Consider the following 22027-nt stretch of genomic DNA (forward strand, 5'->3'; position numbering starts at 1 on the left):
CGGAGAAGGAGCCGTAGCTGCCCTTGCCGCCGTTGTTCACGCTCCAGGTGTGGGTGTCGGTGGTGTCGACGTCGCTGACGTCGAGCTTGCCGGTGGCCACCAGGGTGCCGTCTTCGGTCACGGCGCCATCGGCCTTGCCGGTGAGCACCGGAGCGTCGTTGGTGCCCACGATGGTGACCACGACCTGGCCGGTGGTGCCGTCCGCCGTGGTGACCGTGAAGGTCTCGGTCAGCGTCTTGCCGGCGCCCAGGCCCTGGACGGCCGCATCGCCGTTGTTCAGCTGGTAGCTCCACTTGCCGTCGGCATCGATGGAGAAGCTGCCATGCTGGCCCGCTGCATTGGTCTGGGGCAGGAACACGGCCTGGCCCGCATCGGGGTCGGTGACGGTCAGCTGGCCGCCGGTGCTCAGGGTGACGTCTTCGGTGACGGTGCCCTTGTCATCGCCGGGCTGGGCCGGGGTGATGATGGCGCCGTCGTCGGTGCCGTTGATGGTGACCGTGACGACCTGCGTGGCCTTGCCGCCGTGGCCGTCGTCGACGGTGACGGTGAAGCTCTCGGTGATGGACTGGCCGCTCTTGAGGGCCTGCACGTCCTGGTTGGCGTTGTCCAGGTTGTAGGTCCAGTTGCCCGAGCCGTCCACGGAGAAGGAGCCGTAGCTGCCCTTGCCGCCGTTGTTCACGCTCCAGGTGTGGGTGTCGGTGGTGTCGACGTCGCTGACGTCGAGCTTGCCGGTGGCGCGGGTAGCACCGTCTTCGACCACAGCGCCGTCCGTGTTGCCACTGAGAACGGGGGCATCGTTGGTACCGACGATGGTGACAGTCAATGTCGCAGTAGAGCTGGCACCGTCTTTATCGACCAGAGTGTAGGTAAAGGTCTCGACCAGGGTCTCACCTTCAGCCAATGCCTGCACGGCCTTCAGGCCGCTATTGAGCTGATAGCTATAGCTGCCATCGGAATTGAGGGTGATCTTGCCGTACTGTCCTTGGTCTGCGCCGACCAGGCTAACCCGGTGCTCTGTGATGCCGCCTGCACCCAGCTTGTCATTGGCGAGTACATTGCCTTGCAGCGCAGATGCTGCATCTTCGAAGATCACTCCCGAATCCGCACTGGCCTGAGGAGTGCTTGTTGCCGGTTGAATGGGCGTGACTGACTCGGTGATGTCTGGCAAAGCCCCCACCCCACTGAACACGGGAAGCACGGTCGTTGCTGGAGCAGAGCGCCCGTATTCCAGTGCCAGCGGTGCCACTGCCTCGATGATGCTGGAAAGGCGCACAAACGTGCTGCCGCCTTCGCTGCCGCCGGACAATGTGGCCGCCGTGGGATCCAGCTCATCGAACGGGTCCTGACCAGCATTGATGGCCGCAATGATCTGCTCGATCTGCGCATTCGCGGGACTGGCCACAGCAGCCTCTTCCACGGTAGGCGGCTGAATCAGGTCCGCCGTGAGATGCACGTCCTGGTTCTCGCCCACAATCAGCGGCGGCTGTCCATCCGCTTGCAACTGCACGGTGCTGCCGGACGCCGTGACGATCTCGGCATCGGCGGGGATACGCATGCCTTCGTGGAGCACCGTCAGATTGCCATCAGGACCACGCATCCAAGCCTGGCCGGTGAGTTTGGTAACGAGAACGGTTTGAGCTGCCATGAGGGTCTGCCTATCCAGTCAGAGTAAAAAGCGAAGGTGCACAGAGGCACCTCTCCAATGTTTCGGCTGACATGGTAGGAGCCGGGGCCCCGGGGCACTATTGGCGTCAAAGCCAATCGGGCTCTGTTTTATCCAATCTCTGCTGCTCCAGATCAAAAAAGCCTGAAGCCTGCAACATGCAGGCTTCAGGCTTTTCTGCAAGCAACACTCCAGCGGCAGGCACCGGAGAGCACCAGGTCGGACTCAGGCCAGTTGCTTGCGCCCGATACCATGAACCTTCAAGGTCAGCATCAGCCGATCCTGTACCTGCAGCTTTTCAAAAACCGCTGACAGATGGGCACGCACGGTACGCTCGCTGATAGACATGCGTTCGGCAATCTCCGCATTGCTGTCACCCATCGAGGCATAGCGGGCCACCTCCTGCTCACGTGCGGACAATGCTTCAGCCCAGTCCGACTCCTGCTCAGGCAGTCGGGCGTCCACATCGCGCAACAAGCGCTGCAACAGGGAGCGGCCAAGCCAGATGTTGCCGCCGGCCATGCTTTGCAACATCCTGGACAGCACTTCCGAGCCGGACTGCGCATGTGCGTAGCCACAGGCGCCTCGGGACAGCAGCTGCCGACCTTCCTCATCACTGGGACGGTTGCTGAGAACCAGAACCTGCAGATCCTTCAACAATTCATCCCATCGCGAGGCTGTCGACGCCGGCAAGGATGGCAGGGCGGCATCCAGCACCACCAGGGTACGGCCTTGCTGCTTCCAGCGTTGCAAATCGGCCAGGTTCTGGCCGCGCGCAGGCATCCACTGAGGGCCTGCGATCTGCTGCCATTCCTGCCACAGCGTGGCATCCTGAGTCAGCATCAATACAGGCAAGGCATTCATAGAGTTCCTTTTTAATTGTTGGTGATCCATGAACTAACGTTCGATCAATGCATTGGACTTGGCACGCAGGATGGGCTTGAGCAGATACTGCATCAGGGTACGCTTGCCGGTGAGGATATGCACTTCAGCCTGCATTCCGGGAATGATGGGGCGCGAGTCATCACCCACATGGGCCTTGTCCGTGCGGACCTTCACGACATAGAAGGAATTTCCCTTCTCGTCCGTCACCGTGTTGGCACCGATCTGCTCCAATTTCCCCTGCAAGCCTCCATAGATGGCAAAGTCATAGGCCGTGAACTTCACCTCTGCCTGTTGACCAAAGTGCAGGAAGCCGATGTCGCGCGGATTGATCTGCACTTCCATCAGCAAGGTGTCATCCAGCGGCACGATGTCCAGAATGTCCTTGCCCGGCTGCACGACACCGCCAATGGTGTTGGCCATCAGGGTATTGACCGTGCCGCGCACGGGCGAGCGCACTTCGGCCAGCTTGACACGATCCTCCAGCGCCACCTTGCCTTGTTCCAGGGTTCCCAGTTTGGCCTGGGTGTCAGAGAGCTCGGAACGGGACTGATTGCGCATATTCAGCTCGGACTCCTGAATCTTGCGCTCTGCCTCCTGAATCGCCGCCTGAATGCGCCCGATTTGCGCACCTGCGGCCTTGGCCTCGCCGCAGAAGCGCGCCACATCCCGTTGCAGGCGCAGCAAGTCCACCTCGGACACGGCACCACTCTTGAGCAAGGGGCGGGTCACCGACAGCTCTTCGGAAGTCAGGCTGCAGCTGGATGCAGCCTGGTCGCGATTGGCCTGGGTTTCGCGCAGTTCCTGCTGGCGTTGGCGCAACTGGTCACGCGCAATATTGACATTGGTGTTGAGCTCCTGGGACCGGCTCTCCCACATGCGCCGCTCCATCTCCACCAACTGGGGCGCCATGGCCTGCACATCTTCGGGAGCCTTGAACGGCTCGCCCGATGCCAGGGCCTGAAGACGCGCGGCTTTGGCCTTCAATGCCAGCAGCTCGGCCTTGTTCTCTCCCAGGGACGAGCTGTAACGCGTGGGGTCGATGCGCAGGATGACCTGCCCCTTCTCCACGTGCTCGCCAGGATGCACCAGGATTTCCTTGACGATACCGCCATCCAGGCTCTGCACCACCTGGACCTGGCGCGAGGGAACCACCTTGCCCTGCCCCCGCACCACTTCGTCGATGCGCCCCAGGCAGGCCCAGAGCAGCAGAACCAGCACGGTGACCAAGGCCACCCATATCAGCAGGCGCGAGCCGCGCGCCTGCTGCTGCCCTGCTGCCCACTGCGCGTCGGCCTTGAGATCCTCCGGATCATGGGTTCCCACCACCTCGCTGCCATCGAGCAGCCATCGCTCCAGCAGCGACCAGCGCGCCGCGATTGCGTCCCTGAAGCGCGATGTCTTTTTTTCCGATTGGGACTCGCTCATGCTCGCCCTCCTACTCCACCAATACGTCCCTGCTTCAAGGCCTCGATGACCTGCTCCTTGGCACCGTCGGCAACAATCTTGCCGCCGTCGATCACAATCAGCCGATCCACCAGGGTCAACAAGGCCGTGCGATGCGTGACCAGCAAAATGGTCTTGTTCTGGGCTGCCTCCTCCAGGCGGCGTTTGAGCTGCGCTTCACTCTGGTTGTCCAGATTGCTGCTGGGCTCATCCAGCAACAGGATGGCCGGGTCGTTGATCAGGGCGCGGGCGACCGCAATGGATTGGCGCTGGCCACCAGAGAGCGACTCGCCGCGCTCGCCCACCAGCATGTCATAGCCCTTGGGGTTGCGCGCCACGAACTCATCCACGCCGGCAATACGCGCCGCATGCAACATATCGGACTCGCCCGCGAACGGCGCCCCCACCAGCAGGTTGTGCTTGAGGCTGCCATAGAAGAGCATCGGATCCTGCGGCACGTGCCCGATGGCACGCCGCAGGTCCACGGGGTCTATCTGGCGAGCATCCACTCCATCGATCAGCACCGAGCCCTCACTGGGCTGATAAAGACCCAGAACCAGCTTTTCCAGCGTGGTCTTGCCCGAGCCAATACGTCCGATGATGCCAACCCGCTCACCGGGCCTGACCGAAAAACTCACACCCGAGAGACTAGGCTGATCGCTGCCCGGGTAGCTGAAGCTGACATTGCGAAACTCGATGCCCCCCCGCAGATCCGGACGTGAGACGAACTCCCGGTCGGCTTCGTGCTCCACGGGCATCTTCATGTAGTTGTCGATGGAACTGAGGGAGGTGCGTGCGTTGTGGAACTGCATCATCAGCCCCGCGACCTGACCAAAGGGCGCCAGGCAGCGGCCGGCAATCATGGAGGCGGCAATGATGCCGCCCATGGACAGCGCCGAATCCTGTACCTGGTAGACGCCGATGACGACCACCGCCACGGTGACCAGTTGCTGCAGGGTCTGGACAAAGTTCACCGTGCCCGAGGAGATGAACTTGATCTTGCCGCCCATATAGGCAATGTACTGGGTGGAGCTCTCCCACAGACGCTGCACTCCGCCCTGGGCATTGAGCGTCTTGACCGCTTCCAGATTGGTCAGCGACTCCACGAGCAGCGCATTGCGCTGCGACGAGGCCTGGAAGGTCTTGAGCGTCAGACTCTCCATGCGCGCCTGGGCCCAGAAGGAAACCAGCAAGATCGCGGCAATCGCCACCACGGGAGGAATCAGCATCCAGGGCGAAACCCAGGCAATCGCCACCAGGAACAGCAGCACAAAAGGGAGATCCACCAGCGTCGTGAGACTGGCAGATGCAATGAAGTCGCGGACCGACTCGAACGAGCGCAGATTGGCTGCAAACGAGCCCACGGATGCGGGCCGGCTCTCCATGCGCAGGTCCAGAACCCGCTCCATGATCTGCGCGGACAACTGCACATCCACGCGCTTGCTGGCAGCATCCACGACATAGGCGCGTGTCGTTGTCAGCACGAAGTTGAAGATCAGCACCAGGGAAATGCCGATAGCCAGCACCCACAGGGTTTCCACCGCATTGTTGGGCACCACCCGGTCATACACATTCATGCTGAACAAGGGCATGGCCAGTGCAAAGACATTGATGAGGACGGCAGCCAGCAAGGCATCGCGATACAGGCGCCGATTCTCCAGGATCACGGCCCAGAACCAGTGACTGCTGCGCGGCTCCATGCCTTGCTGCCGGGAGCGCGCTTCGAAGCGAAACTGCGGACGCACAAAGCACATCAGACCTGTGTAGTCCTGCTCCAATGCCTGGGCCTCAACCTCGACCGGACTGTCCGACTCCGGATACTGCAGAAGAACGCGGCCGTTCTCCTGTGCCCTGAGCAGCAGGCAGGCACGGCTGCCATGCAGCAGCAAAATTGCCGGCAGCAAACCCTTGGGGATGTCGTCAAGACCGCGCTGCACGATGCGCGTGCTGAACTGCGCGCGCGCCGCAGCCCGAGCCAGCAGTGACGGCGTCAGACGCTGGTCCACCAGCGGCAGACCATTGCTCAGCGCCTGCGCGGTATAGGGCTTGCCGTGCAGGTGGGTCAGCTGAACCAGGCAATCCAGCAAGGGATCAGAATGGGTCTCATGGGCCGGGATGCGCCAGTCTTCAGCCGCTGCACGCACCGAGCTGCGTGTGCCCAGAAACGCAGGGCCTGCCTGCTCCGCTGCAGCACCATGCCCTCGCTTCTGGACCGTATCCGGACCGCTGTCCGATGCCAATGTAGGTTCAACGTCTGGTTTGGTCATCTTCAACAATCAACCTATAAAAGCTCTTCGTCATCATCAATCAAGTCCAGCGAATTACGCATACGCTGGCGCGCCTGCTTGCGTTGGCTCAGCTTCTCGAGCGCCTGCGGCGGAAGGTCCGTCAGGCGCAAGGTGCCATTGGCAAGCAAGGCGTCAATCAAGTCTTCGAGCACACGGATGAAATCCGCGTCCAGTGCCGACAACTCCTGCCGGGAAGACCGCTCCGAAGGTGGCGAATCGCTTTTATCCATCTTGTTAATCAACTCCCGCAAAAGATGCGCCAGACGTCCCCGGCCATCACTGGCGGGCAGCTGCGGCAGGCGCTGACACCGGCACCGGAGCTTGGGCAGGAGCGCCCTGCTCGGCCGCCATGGCGGCAGGCACAGGCGTCAGATTGGTGGTGTCCGGCACGGAGGATTTGCAGCTGCGCAACAGATCATCCGGCAAGGTCAGAGCCTGCTGTTCATCCGGGCGGCTATCTTCATGTGGCTGCGCGAGTCCCAGCACCGGCAGGATCTGGCTGGACAAGGTCAGCCACTGATACTCGGCCTTCTTCAGATCGTATTGCGCATTGACCAGGGCACGCTGGGCATCGAACAGCTCGTTTTCCGTGTTCAACAGATCCAGCAGCGAGCGCTGGCCGATCTTGAATTGCTGCTGGTAGGCGACGCGCACCTTGGCGGTGGAAAGCACATGCTCACGCAGGAAGGGCGTTTGCTGACGCAGACGGGCCATGGTGTTCCAGGTGATCGACAGTTCCTGCTGGAGGTTGCGGCAGGTGTAGTCGCGCACGTCCTGGGCTGCATAGCCCTGGGCAATGGTCTGGCGCAGGCGTGCCTCGTCCGCACCACCGCGATACAGGTTGTAGGTCAGCATCAGCTGCACCCGCGAACTCTGCACATCCCGGTAGGAGGGCGAATTCTGGTCGCGATCGCGGCCGGTGGACGCCACCAGCTCCAGCTTGGGCATGTGCGCGCCCTTGGCCGCCTTCTGACCGGCCTCCGCCGCTTGCACCAGGGCCTGCTTCGACAGCAGCAGCGGACTCGCGCGCAGCGAATCGCCAAAATCCTTCGCAACCCCGGACACCGGCAGCTTGCCGGCCACCTCAGGCACGGGATCCAGCGTAGCCGCCGGGTACTCGCCCACCACACGACGGTAGCGTTGCATCACATCGTTGAGGTTGTTGCTCTCGGTCATCAGATTGGTCTGTGCCAGGGACAGACGACCGCTGGCCTGCTCCAGGTCCACGCCTCGTCCCACGCCGGATTGCTGGCGCTCGCGCAGCTGGCCCAGCGTCACCTGATGGGTGCCGAAGTTCTCACGCGCCAGCTTTTCCATTTCACGGTAGCGCTGCACATCCAGATAGGCCGCGACCACATCATTGGCCAGGTTCTCCGTGGTGGCACGCAGATCGTAGAACTTTGAAAGCTTCTCAAAGCCCAGCTGGCGGATATTGCTGCTGGTGGTGAAACCATCAAAGATCAGCTGGCGCAGTTGCAGATTCCAGCCCGGACGGTTCCAGTTCTGCGAGGGTGAATCCTGAATATGGCTGCGCCACTCGCGCCCGACCCAGCCTTGCGCAGTGACTTGTGGGCGCCAGCCGCCCCGGGCCACGTTCTGACCTTCAACCGACGACGTGAAATCCTGGAAGCGCGCCTGCACTTCGGGGTGAGTCATCAGCGCCTGCTCCACCACTTTTTGCAGTGCGACGCCTTGTTCGCTGGCCTGTTGCGCATTCATGGTCGTCTGAGCCATGCCTGCCATGGCCCACGATGCCACACCCAGAGTGGCAACCACTTGTGCAATCTGACTGAATTTCATTGATATCCCTCTTGTTGGACTCCGACCGGGCAATGCGATGTCTGACCCGCCAGAACGCTGGCGAGCGCAATCGGTGCAACCTTGAAAGTCGTTCCCGCGGAAGCTGGTTGTTAATGTGGACAGGCTCGCTGCAGCCCGACAAGGCATCGCAGACGGCCTCAGAACCCGCCATACGGAGTTCTGTAACTCTCTTGCTCACAACCTTTGGCGTCGTGCCAGCGCCGCGCAGGAGACTGAGGGTCAGGTCAAGCGGATTGCCTGATCGACAAAACTCATCCATGTTGCTTGACGAACAACCGCACGGCGGTGCCGGGGAAACGGCGTTTCCGCCCCCCGGATCAAGCAAATCACGCGGACAGGCTGTGAAGCAGCGACAGGCTAGACACAGCGCATTTGGAGATTTTCCTTTCCACGATAGCAAGGCGGAGCCTCCGGTTTCCGGCCGGTGTTCTTGACGCATAACCTTGCATGCGAAGCCGTGCGTTGATGGCGGATCTCCTGGCAACACCATCAAACAATTGGATTCAATTGCAAATCTAGCACAACGCATGCAAGGATTTGTTTCAAAAATCACTCAGACAGCCGAAGTTCAAATCTTTTTGCCCGGAATTGGCAATTCTTTTCATTTCTTCTTTATATCAAAGAAGCCAAGAATCAATACCGTTTACATGTCCGGCATTCCCCGACAGGGCCAGGTCCATTCGGCAGAATCAGACCGCCTCCTACAGGAAAGTCTTTACCGATTGCTACAGGCCGGATTGGCGCAGCAATAGAAAAAGGGCTTCTGACTGGATAGTCAGAAGCCCTTGTCTGATTGGTCGGAATGGCGGGATTCGAACTCGCGACCCCTTGCACCCCATGCAAGTGCGCTACCAGGCTGCGCTACATTCCGAAGACTTGAATTATACACAGAATTTCGGCATCAGAGAGAAAGCAGCGCCCTGATCTGCAAAAGCTCCTCTTTGACCTCTTCCATGCCCATGGCATCAACGGACTCCAGGGGGCTCTGCTCCAGCATGGCCGCCAGCAGATGCGTCTGCGTTTGCGACAACTCCTGCCCGAGCCCGGGCAAGACCGGCGGGTCGACCGCCCTGCCATGTCCGGTCACCAGTTCACGCAGACGATTACGGGCACCGCTGATGGTGAAGCCCTGCTCGTAAAGCAGCTCACGGATGCGCCGCACCATCAGCACCTCATGGTGCTGATAGTAGCGGCGATTGCCGCGCCGCTTCATGGGCTTGAGCTGCACGAACTCCTGCTCCCAGTAACGCAGCACATGAGGCTTGACGTCGCACAGATCCGCCACTTCACCGATGGTGAAATAGCGCTTGGCAGGAATTGCTGGCAAAGATGAAGCCATGGCTGGTTGCAAGCAGTCAGTGAAGGGATGGGTGAAAGAGATTCAATCACAGCTCGCGCAAATCCGGAGATGGCACGGCACTCCTGCCTGCGCAAGCCCTTGCAATATAGCGCGAAGAGCTGACAGGACCTTGCACCGCGCGCGACGCAAGACTGTCAGCTCTTCAGTGACCGATGCGCTGCTTGACAGGACATCGGCTGCGTGCCAGTTGCTCAGGATCCCGTGCCTTCGCCCTGGATCAGCTCCTTGAGCTTGCTGCTGGCATGGAAGGTCACCACGCGGCGCGCTGCGATGGGGATCAGCTCGCCGGTGCGCGGGTTGCGCCCGGGGCGCGGCGCCTTGGTGCGGATCTGGAAGTTGCCGAAGCCCGAGAGCTTGACATCTTCCCCCTGCACCAGCTTTTGCGAGATCAGGTCAAAGAACGCATCCACCATGTCCTTGGCTTCGCGCTTGTTCAAACCGATTTCGTCAAACAGCAGATCGGCCAGCTGCGCCTTGGTCAACGCGGGGCTGTCGATGCTCTCTACGGCAAGCTCCATGGGTCGATCTCCTTGTGGATTGAACATATCAGCGCAGACGAGCCGCAACGCGTTCCACCAGAGCCGCAATGGTGCCCTGCATGGCGGCCTCGATTTCCGCATCGGTCAGCGATGCGGTGTCGCTGCCCAGCGTCAGGCGCACGGCCAGGCTCTTTTCATCCTGTGCCAGAGCGCCCGCAGCAGCTTCCTCACCCGCCTTGAGCTTCTTGGGACGGAATACGTCGAACAGCACTGCAGAGCGCAGAATGCCGCCGTGCACACCTTGCTGCACGGCCTCCATCACCTGGGCGTGGGTCACGGCTTCCTTGACGACCACGGCAATGTCGCGCTCCACGGCCTGGTGCTTGGCCACGGGCTTGAAAACGGGCACCTGGCGGGCCAGCACGGCATCGAGCTCGAGCTCGAACATCACCGGAGCCTGGGCCAAATCCCATTCCTGGCGCCACTGGGGATGCAGCTCGCCGACAAAGCCGATGGCCTTGCCGTCCAGCAGCACGCGTGCGCAGCGGCCAGGGTGCATGGCCGGATGCTCGGCGGGCTCGAACACGGGCCTGGCCGGTGCCAGCAGTGCTTCCACATCGCCCTTGACGTCGTAGAAGTCGACCTTGGCTTCTGCCCTGCCCCATTGCAGCTGGTCGGCAGCGCCGTAGGCGAGACCCGCCACGCGCATGGGCTGATAAAAGCCCTTGACGGTGGTGTCGGAGTCGACCACGGAGTCGTCCTTGAAGAACACGCGACCCAGCTCGAACACACGCACGCGCTGAGCCTTGCGGTCCACGTTGAACTTGAGCACCTGCAGCAGCGAGCCCAGCAGGGACGAGCGCATCACGCTCAGATGGCTGGCAATGGGGTTGAGCAGCTTGATGGCGTTGCTGTTGCCGGCCAGCTCCTGCTCCCACTTTTCTTCGACAAAGCTGAAGTTGATGGTTTCCTGGTAGCCCAGGCCCGCCAGCTCGTGGCGCACGGCATAGGGGCTGCGCTCGTTCTCGGCGCGCAGCTTGGGCGAGATCGGGGCCAGCGGCTTGGTGGTCGGCAGGTTTTCGTAGCCGATCATGCGGGCCACTTCCTCGATCAGATCTTCTTCCAGATTGATGTCGAAGCGGAAGGTCGGAGCAGTCACCGAAATCACGCCTTCCGAAGCCACGGTGGCAGGCAGACCCAGGCCGTTCAGGGCATCCAGGCATTGCTGCTGCGTCACGGCCATGCCGATGACCTTGGCCGCACGCGCCACGCGCAGTTGCACGGCCTTGGAGGCGGGCATATTGGGCTTCTGGTCGTCCATGGCACCGACTTGCGTCTCGGGCGTGCCGCAGATTTCCAGCACCAGCGCGGTGATGCGCTCGATGTGCTCGGTGGTGAACTCGGGGTCCACGCCGCGCTCGAAGCGGTGACCGGCGTCGGTCGAGAAGTTGAAGTGGCGCGAACGGCCGGCCACGGCCTTGGGGAACCAGAACGCGGCTTCGATGTAGATGTTCCTGGTGTCGTCGGACACGGCCGTGGCGTCGCCGCCCATGATGCCGGCCAGCGACTCGACCTGCTTGTCGTCGGAAATCACGCCGACCTTGATGAAGTCGTCGATCTTGATGGTGTTGCCATTGAGCAGCTTGAGCGTTTCGCCCTCCTTGCCCCAGCGCACATTCAGGCCGCCGCTGATCTTGTCCAGATCGAAGATATGGCTGGGACGGCCCAGCTCGAACATCACATAGTTGGAGATGTCCACCAGCGGGCTGACCGAGCGCTGGCCGCAACGCGCCAGACGGTCCACCATCCACTGGGGCGTCTTCACCTGGGTGTTGACGTTGCGCACGATACGCCCCGAGAAACGCCCGCACAGATCGCTCGCCTCGATCGTGACGGGCAGCTTGTCTTGCGAGGCCACGGCAGCAGCGGGGAAGGACAGGGCTTTAAGAGGCGTGCCGGTCAGCGCCGACAGCTCGCGCGCCACACCGTAGACGCTCAGGCAGTGCGCCAGATTGGGCGTGAGCTTGAGCGTGAACAGCGTGTCGTCCAGGTTCAGGTACTCGCGCACGTTCTGACCCAGGGGCGCATCGGCGGGGAACTCCAGCAGGCCGCTGGCGTCTTCGTCGATGCCCAGCTCCTTGGCCGAGCACAGCATGCCAAAGCTCTGCACGCCGCGCAGCTTGCCGATCTTGATCTTGAAGGGTTTGCCATCGGCACCGGGCGGCAGCTCGGCGCCCACGGTGGCGCAGGGAATGCGGATGCCCACGCGCGCATTGGGCGCGCCGCAGACGATGTTCAGCAGCTCGGGGCCGCCCACGTCGACCTGGCAGATGCGCAAGCGGTCGGCGTCGGGGTGCTGCACGGCTTCCTTGATTTCACCGACCACGATACCGGTGAAGGGAGGCGCCACAGGATCCAGCTCTTCCACTTCCAGACCGGCCATGGTCAGGGTATCGGCCAGTTGCTGGGTGGTCAGATTGGGGTTGCAGTATTCGCGCAACCAGGATTCAGGAAATTGCATAGTCAGACTCTTTGGCGTTCATGCCAGTCGCACCGCAAGCGGTCTGCCACTGGCTGGGCATGCGTATCTCAAAAAGATGAGCTATTAGCGCGCGGCTAATAAGGATTTCAGCATCAAAACTATCTGAAATCATTTCATAGCATGCGCTAGCAGCTCACTTTTTTATTACTGAAACTGCGACAGGAAACGGATGTCGCCGTCGAAGAACAGGCGCAGGTCGTTCACGCCATAACGCAGCATGGTCAGGCGGTCGGGGCCCATGCCAAAGGCAAAGCCGATGTATTTTTCGGGGTCCAGGCCCATATTGCGCACCACATTGGGGTGCACCTGGCCAGAACCCGCCACCTCCAGCCACTTGCCGGCCAGCGGACCGCTCTGGAACTGGATGTCGATTTCGGCCGAAGGCTCGGTGAACGGGAAGAAGCTCGGGCGAAAACGCAGGACCAGATCATCCTGCTCGAAGAAGGTCTTACAGAAGTCGGTGAAAACGACTTTCAGATCCTTGAAGCTCACGTTCTCGCCGATCCACAGGCCTTCGCACTGATGGAACATGGGCGAGTGGGTGGCATCCGAGTCCACACGATAGGTGCGGCCGGGAGCAATCACGCGGATCTCGGGCATGGTCTGGCCGGCATCGAGCGCATTGCGGTAATTCTTGACATGCTGCACGGCATGGCGCACCTGCATGGGGCTGGTGTGCGTGCGCAGCAGATTGGGCGCGTGCTGGGTGCCGCCTTCGACATAGAAGGTGTCGTGCATGGAGCGCGCGGGATGGTCTTCCGGCGTGTTCAGCGCCGTGAAGTTGAACCAGTCGGATTCGATCTCGGGACCCTGGGCCACATCAAAACCCATGGAGCCGAAAATGCCCTCGATACGCTCCATGGTGATGGAGACGGGGTGCAGCCCTCCCGCGCCACGACGGCGACCGGGCAGAGTCACATCCAGCACCTCGGACTTCAGATGGGCTTGCAGCTCAGCGTCTGCCAAAGCCTTGCGACGGGCGGTCAAGGCCGCTTCGATCGCCTGCTTGGCCACGTTGATGGCGGCACCGCGCGACTTTTTCTCTTCGACGGAAAGCTGCGCCATGCCCTTCATGAGCTCGGTCATCTTGCCCGACTTGCCCAGAAACTGCGCCTTGGCATTTTCCAGATCAGCGGGGGTGTGGGCTTGCGCAAACAGTTGCTGTGCGCTTTCGACCAGAGAATCCAACTCGTTCATATCGACTCTTTATCGACTTGTAAAAATAAACAAGGGCTAGTGCCTTTTCAAGCCCTAGCCCTTGCTGTTTGTGCATCAGCAGCTACTGAACAAGACACGACTTCTGCAATCAAGTTCAAGCAAGATGCTCGCCCATCGGCAAATGCCTTTGAGGATCCTTGTCTGCAAAAGTCCTACAAGAAGTAACTACCGATCGTGACCTCAGGCAGCCAGCTTGGCCTTGACTTGGTCGACGATAGCTGCAAAAGCAGCCTTGTCGTGCACGGCGATATCGGCCAGCATCTTGCGGTCGATTTCGATGGCAGCCTTCTTCAGGCCGTTGGCGAATTGGCTGTAAGTCAGACCCAGTTCACGTGCAGCAGCGTTGATACGAGCGATCCACAGCTGACGGAACACGCGCTTCTTGGTACGACGGTCACGGTAGGCATATTGACCAGCCTTCATGACCGCTTGCTTGGCAACGCGGAAGACGTTACCACGGCGACCGCGGAAACCCTTGGCCAGATTCAGAACTTTTTTGTGACGGGCGCGAGCCGTTACACCACGTTTGACGCGAGGCATGTGTTTTCTCCTAGTTCGTCAGTGAATTACAGGCCTGCGGAAGGCAACATCTTTGCGATGGAGCCCATATCGCCGGAATGCACGTTGACAATGCCACGCAGGTGACGCTTGTTCTTCGTGGTCTTCTTGGTCAAGATGTGACGCTTGAAGGCTTGACCGCGCTTGACGGTACCACCGGGACGAACGCGAAAACGCTTCTTCGCGCTGCTCTTGGTCTTCATTTTGGGCATGTGAATGCTCCTATTGAATTTGTGCTCGCAAGGCGGTGTGCAACCCGCACACACTTCGCTGGCCTCCGAGGCACTTGTTTGTCAGTCCGGCCAGGCCGGACTGACTATTGCAGGCAAGCCTGCAAATTCTTTGTCTGCCGCACAAAACAAAAGTGGGCCAAGCCCACTCTTGCCCGAAAGGCAAAACCGCAATTATGCCTTATCTGCAGCCTCAGGTGCAGCAGCGACACCATCGCCTTGTGGTTTTGCACCACCAGCGGGCTTCTTGCCACCTGCACGAGCCGGCGCAACCATCATGATCATCTGACGGCCTTCCAGCTTGGGGAACTGCTCCACCTGGATGGAATCGGCCAGATCGTCACGCAGACGGTTGAGCAGATTCAGACCCAGCTGCTGGTGCGTGATTTCACGGCCGCGGAAACGCAGCGTGATCTTGCACTTGTCGCCTTCCGCCAGAAAACGGCGGATATTGCGCAGCTTGATGTTGTAGTCACCATCATCCGTACCAGGGCGGAACTTCACTTCCTTGATTTCGATGACGGTCTGCTTGGCCTTGGCTTCGGCAGCCTTCTTCTGTTCCTGGTACTTGAACTTGCCGTAATCCATCAAACGGCAGACCGGAGGAGATGCGTTGGCCGCGATTTCCACCAGGTCGACATCCAGCTCGCCGGCCATGCGCAGCGCTTCTTGCAGCGGCACGATGCCCAGCGGCTCGTTGTCGGGACCAGACAGACGCACTTCAGGCGCCATGATTTCTCGGTTCAGTCGATGCTTGCGCTCTTCACGGTGGCGCCGATCGCGAAATTCAGTAGCTATGGTTTTCACCCTTGGTTTGAAATGGCTACAACAGCGTAGCCGGCTAGCGTGCCTTGCACGCTGACCGGCCCGCCACAAAAATTAATCTGCTTCAGGCCTTGGCCGCGATGTCCTTGGCGAGCAGTTCAATGAATGCATCGACCGACATCACACCGAGGTCTTTGTTACCCCGGGCGCGCACTGCAACCGCACCAGCTGCCTTCTCCTTGTCGCCTGCGACAAGGATGTAGGGCAGCTTCTGCATGGAATGCTCGCGTATTTTATACGTAATCTTTTCATTGCGCAGATCTGTGACCACCCTAAGGCTTTGATTCGGCAATGCTTTTTGCAGCTTCTGCGCAACTTCCTGCGCATAGTCGGCCTGAGCGTCCGTGATATTGAGCACGGCAGCCTGCACGGGAGCCAGCCAGGCAGGCAGCGCGCCCGAGTGATGTTCGACCAAAATGCCGATGAAACGCTCGAGCGAACCCAGAATCGCTCGGTGCAGCATGATGGGACGATGGCGCTCGCCATCCTCACCCACGAATTCCGCATCAAGGCGCTCGGGCATGTTGGGATCGACCTGGATGGTGCCGCACTGCCATTCGCGGCCCAGAGCATCCTTCAAGGTGTACTCGATCTTGGGGCCGTAGAAGGCTCCCTCGCCGGGCAGGTATTCGAACTCGCAACCCGATGCGCGCAGACCTTCGGCCAGGGCGTTCTCGGCCTTGTCCCAGGCCTCATCGGTGCCGATGCGCTTTTCGGGACGGGTCGACAGGCGATACAGAATATTGGTGAAGCCGAAATCGGCATACACCTTCTGCAGCAGCGAGGTGAAAGCCGTCACCTCCGCCTGAATCTGGTCTTCGGTACAGAAGATGTGACCATCATCCTGTGTGAAGGCACGCACGCGCATGATGCCGTGCAGCGAACCCGTGGGCTCGTTGCGATGGCAGTTGCCGAACTCGCCAAAGCGCAGCGGCAGATCGCGATAGCTCTTGATGCCTTGCTTGAAGATGATGATGTGGCCCGGGCAGTTCATGGGCTTGAGGGCATATTCACGCTTTTCCGAATCGGTGGTGAACATGTTTTCGCGGTACTTGTCCCAGTGGCCGGTCTTCTCCCACAGGCCCTTGTCCAGAATCTGCGGACCCTTGACTTCCTGGTAGCCGTTGTCCTGATAGACGCGGCGCATGTACTGCTCGACCTGCTGCCAGACCGCCCAGCCCTTGGGATGCCAGAAAACGGTGCCAGGCGAATGCTCGTCGATATGGAACAGGTCCAGCTCGCGTCCCAGCTTGCGGTGATCGCGCTTCTCGGCCTCTTCCAGCATGTGCAGATACTGGTTCAGCTCATCCTTGGTCGCCCAGGCCGTGCCGTAGATGCGCTGCAGCATTTCGTTGCGATGGTCGCCGCGCCAGTAGGCACCGGCCACCTTCATCAGCTTGAAATGCTTGAGCTTGCCGGTGCTGGGCACGTGGGGGCCGCGGCACAGATCTTCGAAGGCGCCTTCGCGGTAAAGACTCACATCCTCATTGCTGGGAATGGAGGCAATGATCTCGGCCTTGTAGGCTTCGCCGATGCCCTTGAAGTACTGCACGGCCTCGTCGCGCGGCAGCACACGACGCACCACCTGCTCGTCCTTGTTGGCCAGCTCGGTCATCTTCTTTTCGATAGCGGCCAGATCTTCGGGCGTGAAGGGGCGCTTGTACGAGAAGTCGTAGTAGAAGCCATTTTCGATCACTGGACCGATGGTGACCTGGGCATCGGGAAACAGCTCCTTGACGGCATACGCCAGCAAGTGAGCGGTGGAATGGCGGATCACTTCCAGACCGTCCGCATCCTTGGCGGTGATGATGGACAGTGGCGAATCCTGCTCGATCACAAAGCTGGTGTCCACGACCTTGCCGTTGATCTTGCCGGCCAGTGCCGCCTTGGCCAGGCCGGAGCCGATCGAAGCAGCGACTTCGGCAACCGAAACCGGGCCGGGATACTCGCGCTTGGAGCCATCGGGGAGCGTGATGTTGATCATGAAATTCCTTGTCAAACCAAATTTGTGTGGGTGAGGGCCAGCGCCAGAGCTTTGGAGTTGCCTGAAAGCAAAAAGCGCGGAACCAGTCCGCGCTTTGATGAGGGTGTCGATCAATCTCGGGCAGGCGCGAACCTACAGCTGCCATCAGCAGCTGAAATACATCTCCGATGTAGTTCGCGGTGTCATAACCGTTGATGCCTTTCTCGCCCTTGTGAATTGAAGTCACGTCATTTTAACCCGGCAAACAAAAAAGCGCCCGAGACTTTCGCCCCGGGCGCACAACCCCTTTTTCACCTGGACAGAATCACGATTCAACGCGACTCAATGGAACTGCTCTTCCTCGGTGGAACCGGTCAGCGCCTTGACGCTGGAAGAGCCGCCCTGGATCACGGTGGTCACGTCGTCGAAGTAACCTGCGCCCACTTCCTGCTGGTGCGAGACAAAGGTGTAGCCCTTGTCACGTGCCGCGAATTCGGGCTCCTGGATCATTTCCACGTAGTGCTTCATGCCCTCGCCGCGAGCGTACTCGTGGGCGAACTTGAAGGTGTTGTACCAGTTGCTGTGAATGCCGGCCAGCGTGATGAACTGGAACTTGTACCCCAGTGCGGACAGGTCTTCCTGGAAGGAGGCGATCTGGCTGTCGTTGAGGTTCTTCTTCCAGTTGAACGAAGGCGAGCAGTTGTAGCTCAGCAGCTTGCCGGGGCAGGCTGCGTGAACGGCCTGGGCGAATTCGCGGGCAAATCCGATGTCGGGCACGCCGGTTTCACACCACACCAGATCGGCGTAGGGTGCGTAGGCCACACCACGGCTGATGGATTGCTCCAGGCCGTTCCTGACACGGTAGAAGCCTTCCTGCGTGCGCTCGCCCGTCAGGAACGGAATGTCGTTCTGGTCGTGGTTGCTGGTGATCAGATTGGCCGCTTCGGCGTCGGTACGGGCCAGCACGATGGTGGGCACCCCCATCACGTCAGCCGCAAAACGGGCGGCAATCAGCTTCTCGACCGCTTCACGCGTGGGCACCAGCACCTTGCCGCCCATGTGGCCGCATTTCTTGACCGCTGCCAACTGATCTTCAAAGTGGACCCCGGCAGCGCCCGCCTGAATCATGTTCTTCATCAGCTCGAACGCGTTGAGCACGCCGCCAAAGCCGGCTTCGGCATCCGCCACGATGGGCAGGAAGTAGTCGATGAACTCCTTGTCGCCAGGGTTGATGCCCTTGCCCCACTGGATTTCGTCGGCACGCTTGAAGGTGTTGTTGATGCGGCGCACCATGGTGGGCACGGAGTCATAGGCGTACAGCGACTGGTCGGGATACATGGTCTCCGAGGTGTTGCCGTCGGCGGCCACCTGCCAGCCCGAGAGGTACACGGCTTCCAGGCCGGCCTTGGCCTGCTGCATGGCCTGGCCCGCAGAAATGGCACCGAAGGCATTCACATAGCCCTTCTTGGAGCTGCCGTTGATCTTGTCCCACAGCACCTCGGCACCGCGCTGGGCCAGGGTGTACTCGGGCTGCAGGCTGCCACGCAGGCGCACCACATCGGCAGCGCTGTAGCCGCGCTTGACGCTCTTCCAGCGAGGGTTTTGAGCCCAGTCTTTCTCGAGGGCTGCGATTTGCTGTTCACGGCTCAGTTGCTGAGTCAGGGATTGGGGCATGGTGCACTCCTTAGCGGTTAAACAAGATGGGGTTGGTGTTCGTCCTTGGGATGTACTTTATGTCTGCAAGATGATTTTTCAGAGTCTTATGTCTTATAAAAGACTGAAATTTATATTCAATAAAATCAATTACTTATTTTTATTTTTCACAATAAGAAAATCAATTTCTCATATCGAGAAATTTTGCGGCAGCGCAACATCGCGATTTTTCATAATAAGAAACAGGATTCTTGCTTCATGAAAAATCCACGGGCTTGCCGTCGGCGGAACCGGAGTCCCCCCAGGCAACAGCAAGCATGCGGCGACGCATCCGCTAAGACACTCGCCTGGCAGATCCCTTACCCGGCCAAATCATCAGAACAGAGGCAGGCGACACGACCAAGACAATCGCCAGTCATGCGAGAGCCAAAAAACAACAGTTCCTTGCGCCCGCGCCACACGCATCCAAACGCCCTGCCACACTGCTTGGCCTCCCTCCACACTCCATTCCGCCACGACATGCATACGCCCAGCCGCCCTATTGCCTATCTCTGTCTGGCGCTCAGCATGTCTCTGGTGGGCAGCTATGTGGCGCTGTCCAAGCCTCTGGCAGCCATCTTCCCGGTGATGCTGCTGGCATGGCTGCGCTTCGGCATCGGTGCCGTGGCCATGCTGGGCTGGCTCAAAGCCCCTGCGCACGAGGCGCCTCTGACACGGCAGACCCGGTGGCTGCTGTTCCTGGAATCGTTCTTCGGCAATTTCCTGTTCACGCTCTGCATGATCAGTGGTGTGGCGATGACCAGTGCCGTCACGGCCGGAGTGACGATGGCCGCGATTCCCGCCGCCGTCGCCATCATGAGCTGGCTTTTTCTTCGCGAGGCCGTGGGCGCACGTACGTGGACAGCGATTGTTTTCGCGGTGGCCGGAATAGGACTGAACGCCCTGAGCAAAACCGATGGCAGCAACGTTGCACCCGCCACTCAGCAAGGCCTGGGCCAGTTGCTCCTGATTGCCGCCGTGCTCTGCGAAGCGGCCTACGCCGTGATCGGCAAAAAGCTCACCGCCAGCGTCAGCCCCAGGCGCATCACCGCTCTGATCAATCTCTGGGGTTTCACGCTCTCCGCCCCGGCCGGGCTCTATCTGGCGTGGCAGTTTGATTTTTCCCAGGTTCCGGCAACGGTGTGGGGTCTGCTGCTGTTCTACGCGCTGGCCGCCTGCGTCTGGACGGTCTGGCTGTGGATGACGGGACTGCGCGCCGTGCCCGCATCGCAGGCCGGCATTTTCACCGTGCTGCTGCCGGTCAGCGCAGCGCTGGTAGGCATGCTGGCTCTGGGCGAGCGCATCAGCACCATGCAACTGCTGGCCTTCGGCATCGCCCTGACCAGCGTGGTGATTGCCACCTGGCCCAGCGCATTGCAGATCCGGCGCTAGGCAGAATCAGTCCGTCAGGCAAGCAGGTTGCGGCGGCTGAGAACAATGCCATCGGCATCGGCATACAGCCAGTCGCCGGGGCGAATCCACAGGCCGGCGATCTGCACATAGACGTCGCGCAGCCCCTGACCCTGCTTGACCGTCGGCATGGGGTTGAGTGCCAGCGCATAAAGCCCCACGGATGCCGCCCTCAACTCCTCCACGTCACGGACGCAGCCGTAGACAAGCACCCCTGCCCAGCCGTTCTGGGCCGCCGATGCCGCCACATTGCCGCCCACCAGGGCACGACGCAGCGAACCGCCGCCATCGACCACCAGCACACGGCCATCGCCGGACTCGGCCAGCGCTGCCCGTACCAGGCTGTTGTCGTCAAGGCATTGCACGGTGCTGACCTCGCCCATGAAGCCAACATGCGCGCCGTAGCTGTGGAAAACGGGCGGCAGGACGCGGAAATCGCTGCTGTCGTCGCTGATATGCGCATCGCAAAGATCGCAGGTGCTGAAGGGCAGAGAAGCCGGGGAATTGCTCATGAAAATCTCCACAGGGTCAGGTTTCGCCCATCTTGCCTCTAGCGCGAGCACTAGCACAAGCACAAGCGAGCACCCACGGAGAGCAACTTTTTCACAACACTCTCGAGGAAAAACCCATGAAAACAGACACTAAAAGGCCCGAGATCAACAAATCGAGGCAAAAAAACGGCCGACGAGCTTGGAAGAGCGATTTTTTGCCATTAGCATCAGACTCAGCCAGTGGATTGCAGCTGTATTTCGCTGGTGATAAGTCCACTACCCAATTAGGAATAAGCAAAATGGCAACTGCAAAGAAGGCACCCGCTGCAGCACCGGCAGCAGCTCCCGCCGCTAAGAAGCGCACTCCCAACGCTGCCTTCATGAAACCCCTGACACCCAGCGCTGCTCTGGCCGCAGTGGTTGGCAAGGACCCCCTGCCCCGTACCGAAATCATCAGCAAGCTGTGGGTCTACATCAAGGCCAACAACCTGCAAGACGCCGCCAACAAGCGCATGATCAACGCCGACGCCAAGCTCAAGGAAGTCTTCGGCAAGCCCCAAGTCTCCATGTTCGAGATGGCCGGCCTGATCGGCAAGCACGTCAAGTAAGCACTGCGCTTGCGCTGACCACAAAAAAGCTGGCCCGAGCCAGCTTTTTGTATTTCTGAGACAAGTGTCGCGTACAGGCCGACGCGACTGGGGCGGCTTTACCGCAGCAGTGCATGCGTGCATGCCTCGGTGTCGACGCCAGCGGAATCATGGCCGCGAACGCTGGTCCGGATGGAACCGGCCGGCAGGTCTTTCCGACAACCGCGCGGCCCACCGAATGGCGCGGCCCTCACGAAGCTGACCCCGGGCTATCGCCGGCATCTTGCCCGTCATGCTTGCACCCTGAACCGCACATTCCTGCAAGACGGCAGCTGCCGGGTAGCCAGGACACGGGCTCCACAGGCATGGAGACGCGAGCGCACGTTCGGGACTCGGTGTATGCCTCCCCGGCAGCCCCGGCCCTGGGAGGTGCACAAGCTTGAGCGCTGCCCCTCAGTAACCGTCCAAAGCCGTCACGACGCCGGCAATGCCCATGAGACATCCGCAGAGGAGACCGGCCAAGAAAATCAGTGCTGCAATTCCAAAGCTCATTGAACGCCTCTGCTGCCGCG

Annotated in this window: 18 protein-coding genes and 1 tRNA gene; 2 read left to right on the plus strand and 17 right to left on the minus strand. The window is 60.4% G+C overall.

Annotation, left to right across the window (positions count from 1 at the left end):
• The 16 genes from E2583_RS16200 to aceA all read right to left on the minus strand — a co-directional run.
• Positions 1-1645: retention module-containing protein (locus E2583_RS16200; protein ID WP_291597257.1), on the minus strand; the 1645-nt coding region annotated here is incomplete at its 3' end.
• 243 nt (positions 1646-1888) lie between these two features.
• Complete coding sequence (locus E2583_RS16205) at positions 1889-2527, minus strand: response regulator transcription factor (protein WP_291597258.1); 639 nt, start codon at positions 2525-2527, stop codon at positions 1889-1891.
• 33 nt (positions 2528-2560) lie between these two features.
• Positions 2561-3973: an HlyD family type I secretion periplasmic adaptor subunit gene (locus tag E2583_RS16210; RefSeq protein ID WP_291597259.1), complete on the minus strand. Its 1413-nt coding sequence runs from the start codon at positions 3971-3973 to the stop codon at positions 2561-2563.
• Positions 3970-6258, minus strand: coding sequence for a type I secretion system permease/ATPase (locus E2583_RS16215; protein ID WP_291597260.1), 2289 nt, complete (start codon positions 6256-6258; stop codon positions 3970-3972). The genes E2583_RS16210 and E2583_RS16215 overlap by 4 nt, the downstream gene beginning before the upstream one ends.
• A gap of 14 nt (positions 6259-6272) precedes the next feature.
• Positions 6273-6509, minus strand: a complete 237-nt coding sequence (locus E2583_RS16220) for a hypothetical protein (protein ID WP_003053579.1) — start codon at positions 6507-6509, stop codon at positions 6273-6275.
• 46 nt (positions 6510-6555) lie between these two features.
• A complete protein-coding gene (locus tag E2583_RS16225; protein ID WP_291597261.1) occupies positions 6556-8079 on the minus strand; it encodes a TolC family outer membrane protein in 1524 nt (507 codons plus the stop codon).
• A gap of 815 nt (positions 8080-8894) precedes the next feature.
• A tRNA-Pro gene (locus E2583_RS16230) sits at positions 8895-8971 on the minus strand.
• Between the two features lie 30 nt (positions 8972-9001).
• Positions 9002-9439, minus strand: coding sequence for a MerR family transcriptional regulator (locus E2583_RS16235; protein ID WP_291597262.1), 438 nt, complete (start codon positions 9437-9439; stop codon positions 9002-9004).
• Positions 9440-9651: 212 nt separating this feature from the next.
• Positions 9652-9978, minus strand: a complete 327-nt coding sequence (locus E2583_RS16240) for an integration host factor subunit alpha (protein ID WP_291597263.1) — start codon at positions 9976-9978, stop codon at positions 9652-9654.
• Positions 9979-10006: 28 nt separating this feature from the next.
• Positions 10007-12460, minus strand: coding sequence for a phenylalanine--tRNA ligase subunit beta (gene pheT / locus E2583_RS16245; RefSeq protein WP_291597264.1), 2454 nt, complete (start codon positions 12458-12460; stop codon positions 10007-10009).
• Between the two features lie 165 nt (positions 12461-12625).
• Entirely contained in the window at positions 12626-13678 is a 1053-nt protein-coding gene (gene pheS / locus E2583_RS16250) for a phenylalanine--tRNA ligase subunit alpha (protein WP_291597265.1), read from the minus strand.
• A 201-nt stretch (positions 13679-13879) separates the two neighbouring features.
• The gene (rplT, locus tag E2583_RS16255) at positions 13880-14239 is read right to left on the minus strand and encodes a 50S ribosomal protein L20 (protein WP_003053572.1); all 360 of its coding nucleotides are present in this window, start codon (positions 14237-14239) and stop codon (positions 13880-13882) included.
• A gap of 26 nt (positions 14240-14265) precedes the next feature.
• Complete coding sequence (gene rpmI, locus E2583_RS16260) at positions 14266-14469, minus strand: 50S ribosomal protein L35 (protein ID WP_003053571.1); 204 nt, start codon at positions 14467-14469, stop codon at positions 14266-14268.
• 192 nt (positions 14470-14661) lie between these two features.
• Positions 14662-15294 carry a translation initiation factor IF-3 gene (gene infC / locus E2583_RS16265; RefSeq protein WP_080569844.1) on the minus strand — a complete coding sequence of 211 codons (633 nt, stop codon included), beginning with the start codon at positions 15292-15294 and terminating at the stop codon, positions 14662-14664.
• 82 nt (positions 15295-15376) lie between these two features.
• Positions 15377-17296 carry a threonine--tRNA ligase gene (gene thrS, locus E2583_RS16270; RefSeq protein WP_291597266.1) on the minus strand — a complete coding sequence of 640 codons (1920 nt, stop codon included), beginning with the start codon at positions 17294-17296 and terminating at the stop codon, positions 15377-15379.
• A gap of 321 nt (positions 17297-17617) precedes the next feature.
• Positions 17618-18949 carry an isocitrate lyase gene (gene aceA / locus E2583_RS16275; protein ID WP_291597267.1) on the minus strand — a complete coding sequence of 444 codons (1332 nt, stop codon included), beginning with the start codon at positions 18947-18949 and terminating at the stop codon, positions 17618-17620.
• Positions 18950-19447: 498 nt separating this feature from the next.
• Between aceA and E2583_RS16280 the strand changes: the two genes are divergently transcribed.
• On the plus strand, positions 19448-20359 hold the full coding sequence (locus E2583_RS16280) for a DMT family transporter (protein WP_291597268.1): 912 nt from the start codon (positions 19448-19450) through the stop codon (positions 20357-20359).
• A 14-nt stretch (positions 20360-20373) separates the two neighbouring features.
• Here E2583_RS16280 and rraA read toward each other — a convergent pair whose 3' ends face one another.
• Positions 20374-20889, minus strand: a complete 516-nt coding sequence (rraA, locus tag E2583_RS16285; protein ID WP_291597269.1) for a ribonuclease E activity regulator RraA — start codon at positions 20887-20889, stop codon at positions 20374-20376.
• A 278-nt stretch (positions 20890-21167) separates the two neighbouring features.
• On the opposite strand from rraA, the gene E2583_RS16290 reads away from it, so the two are divergent.
• The gene (locus tag E2583_RS16290; RefSeq protein ID WP_003053560.1) at positions 21168-21476 is read left to right on the plus strand and encodes an SWIB/MDM2 domain-containing protein; all 309 of its coding nucleotides are present in this window, start codon (positions 21168-21170) and stop codon (positions 21474-21476) included.
• The last annotated feature ends 551 nt before the right edge of the window (positions 21477-22027 follow it).

The organism is Comamonas sp. (assembly GCF_009360615.1).
Lineage (GTDB): Bacteria > Pseudomonadota > Gammaproteobacteria > Burkholderiales > Burkholderiaceae_C > Comamonas.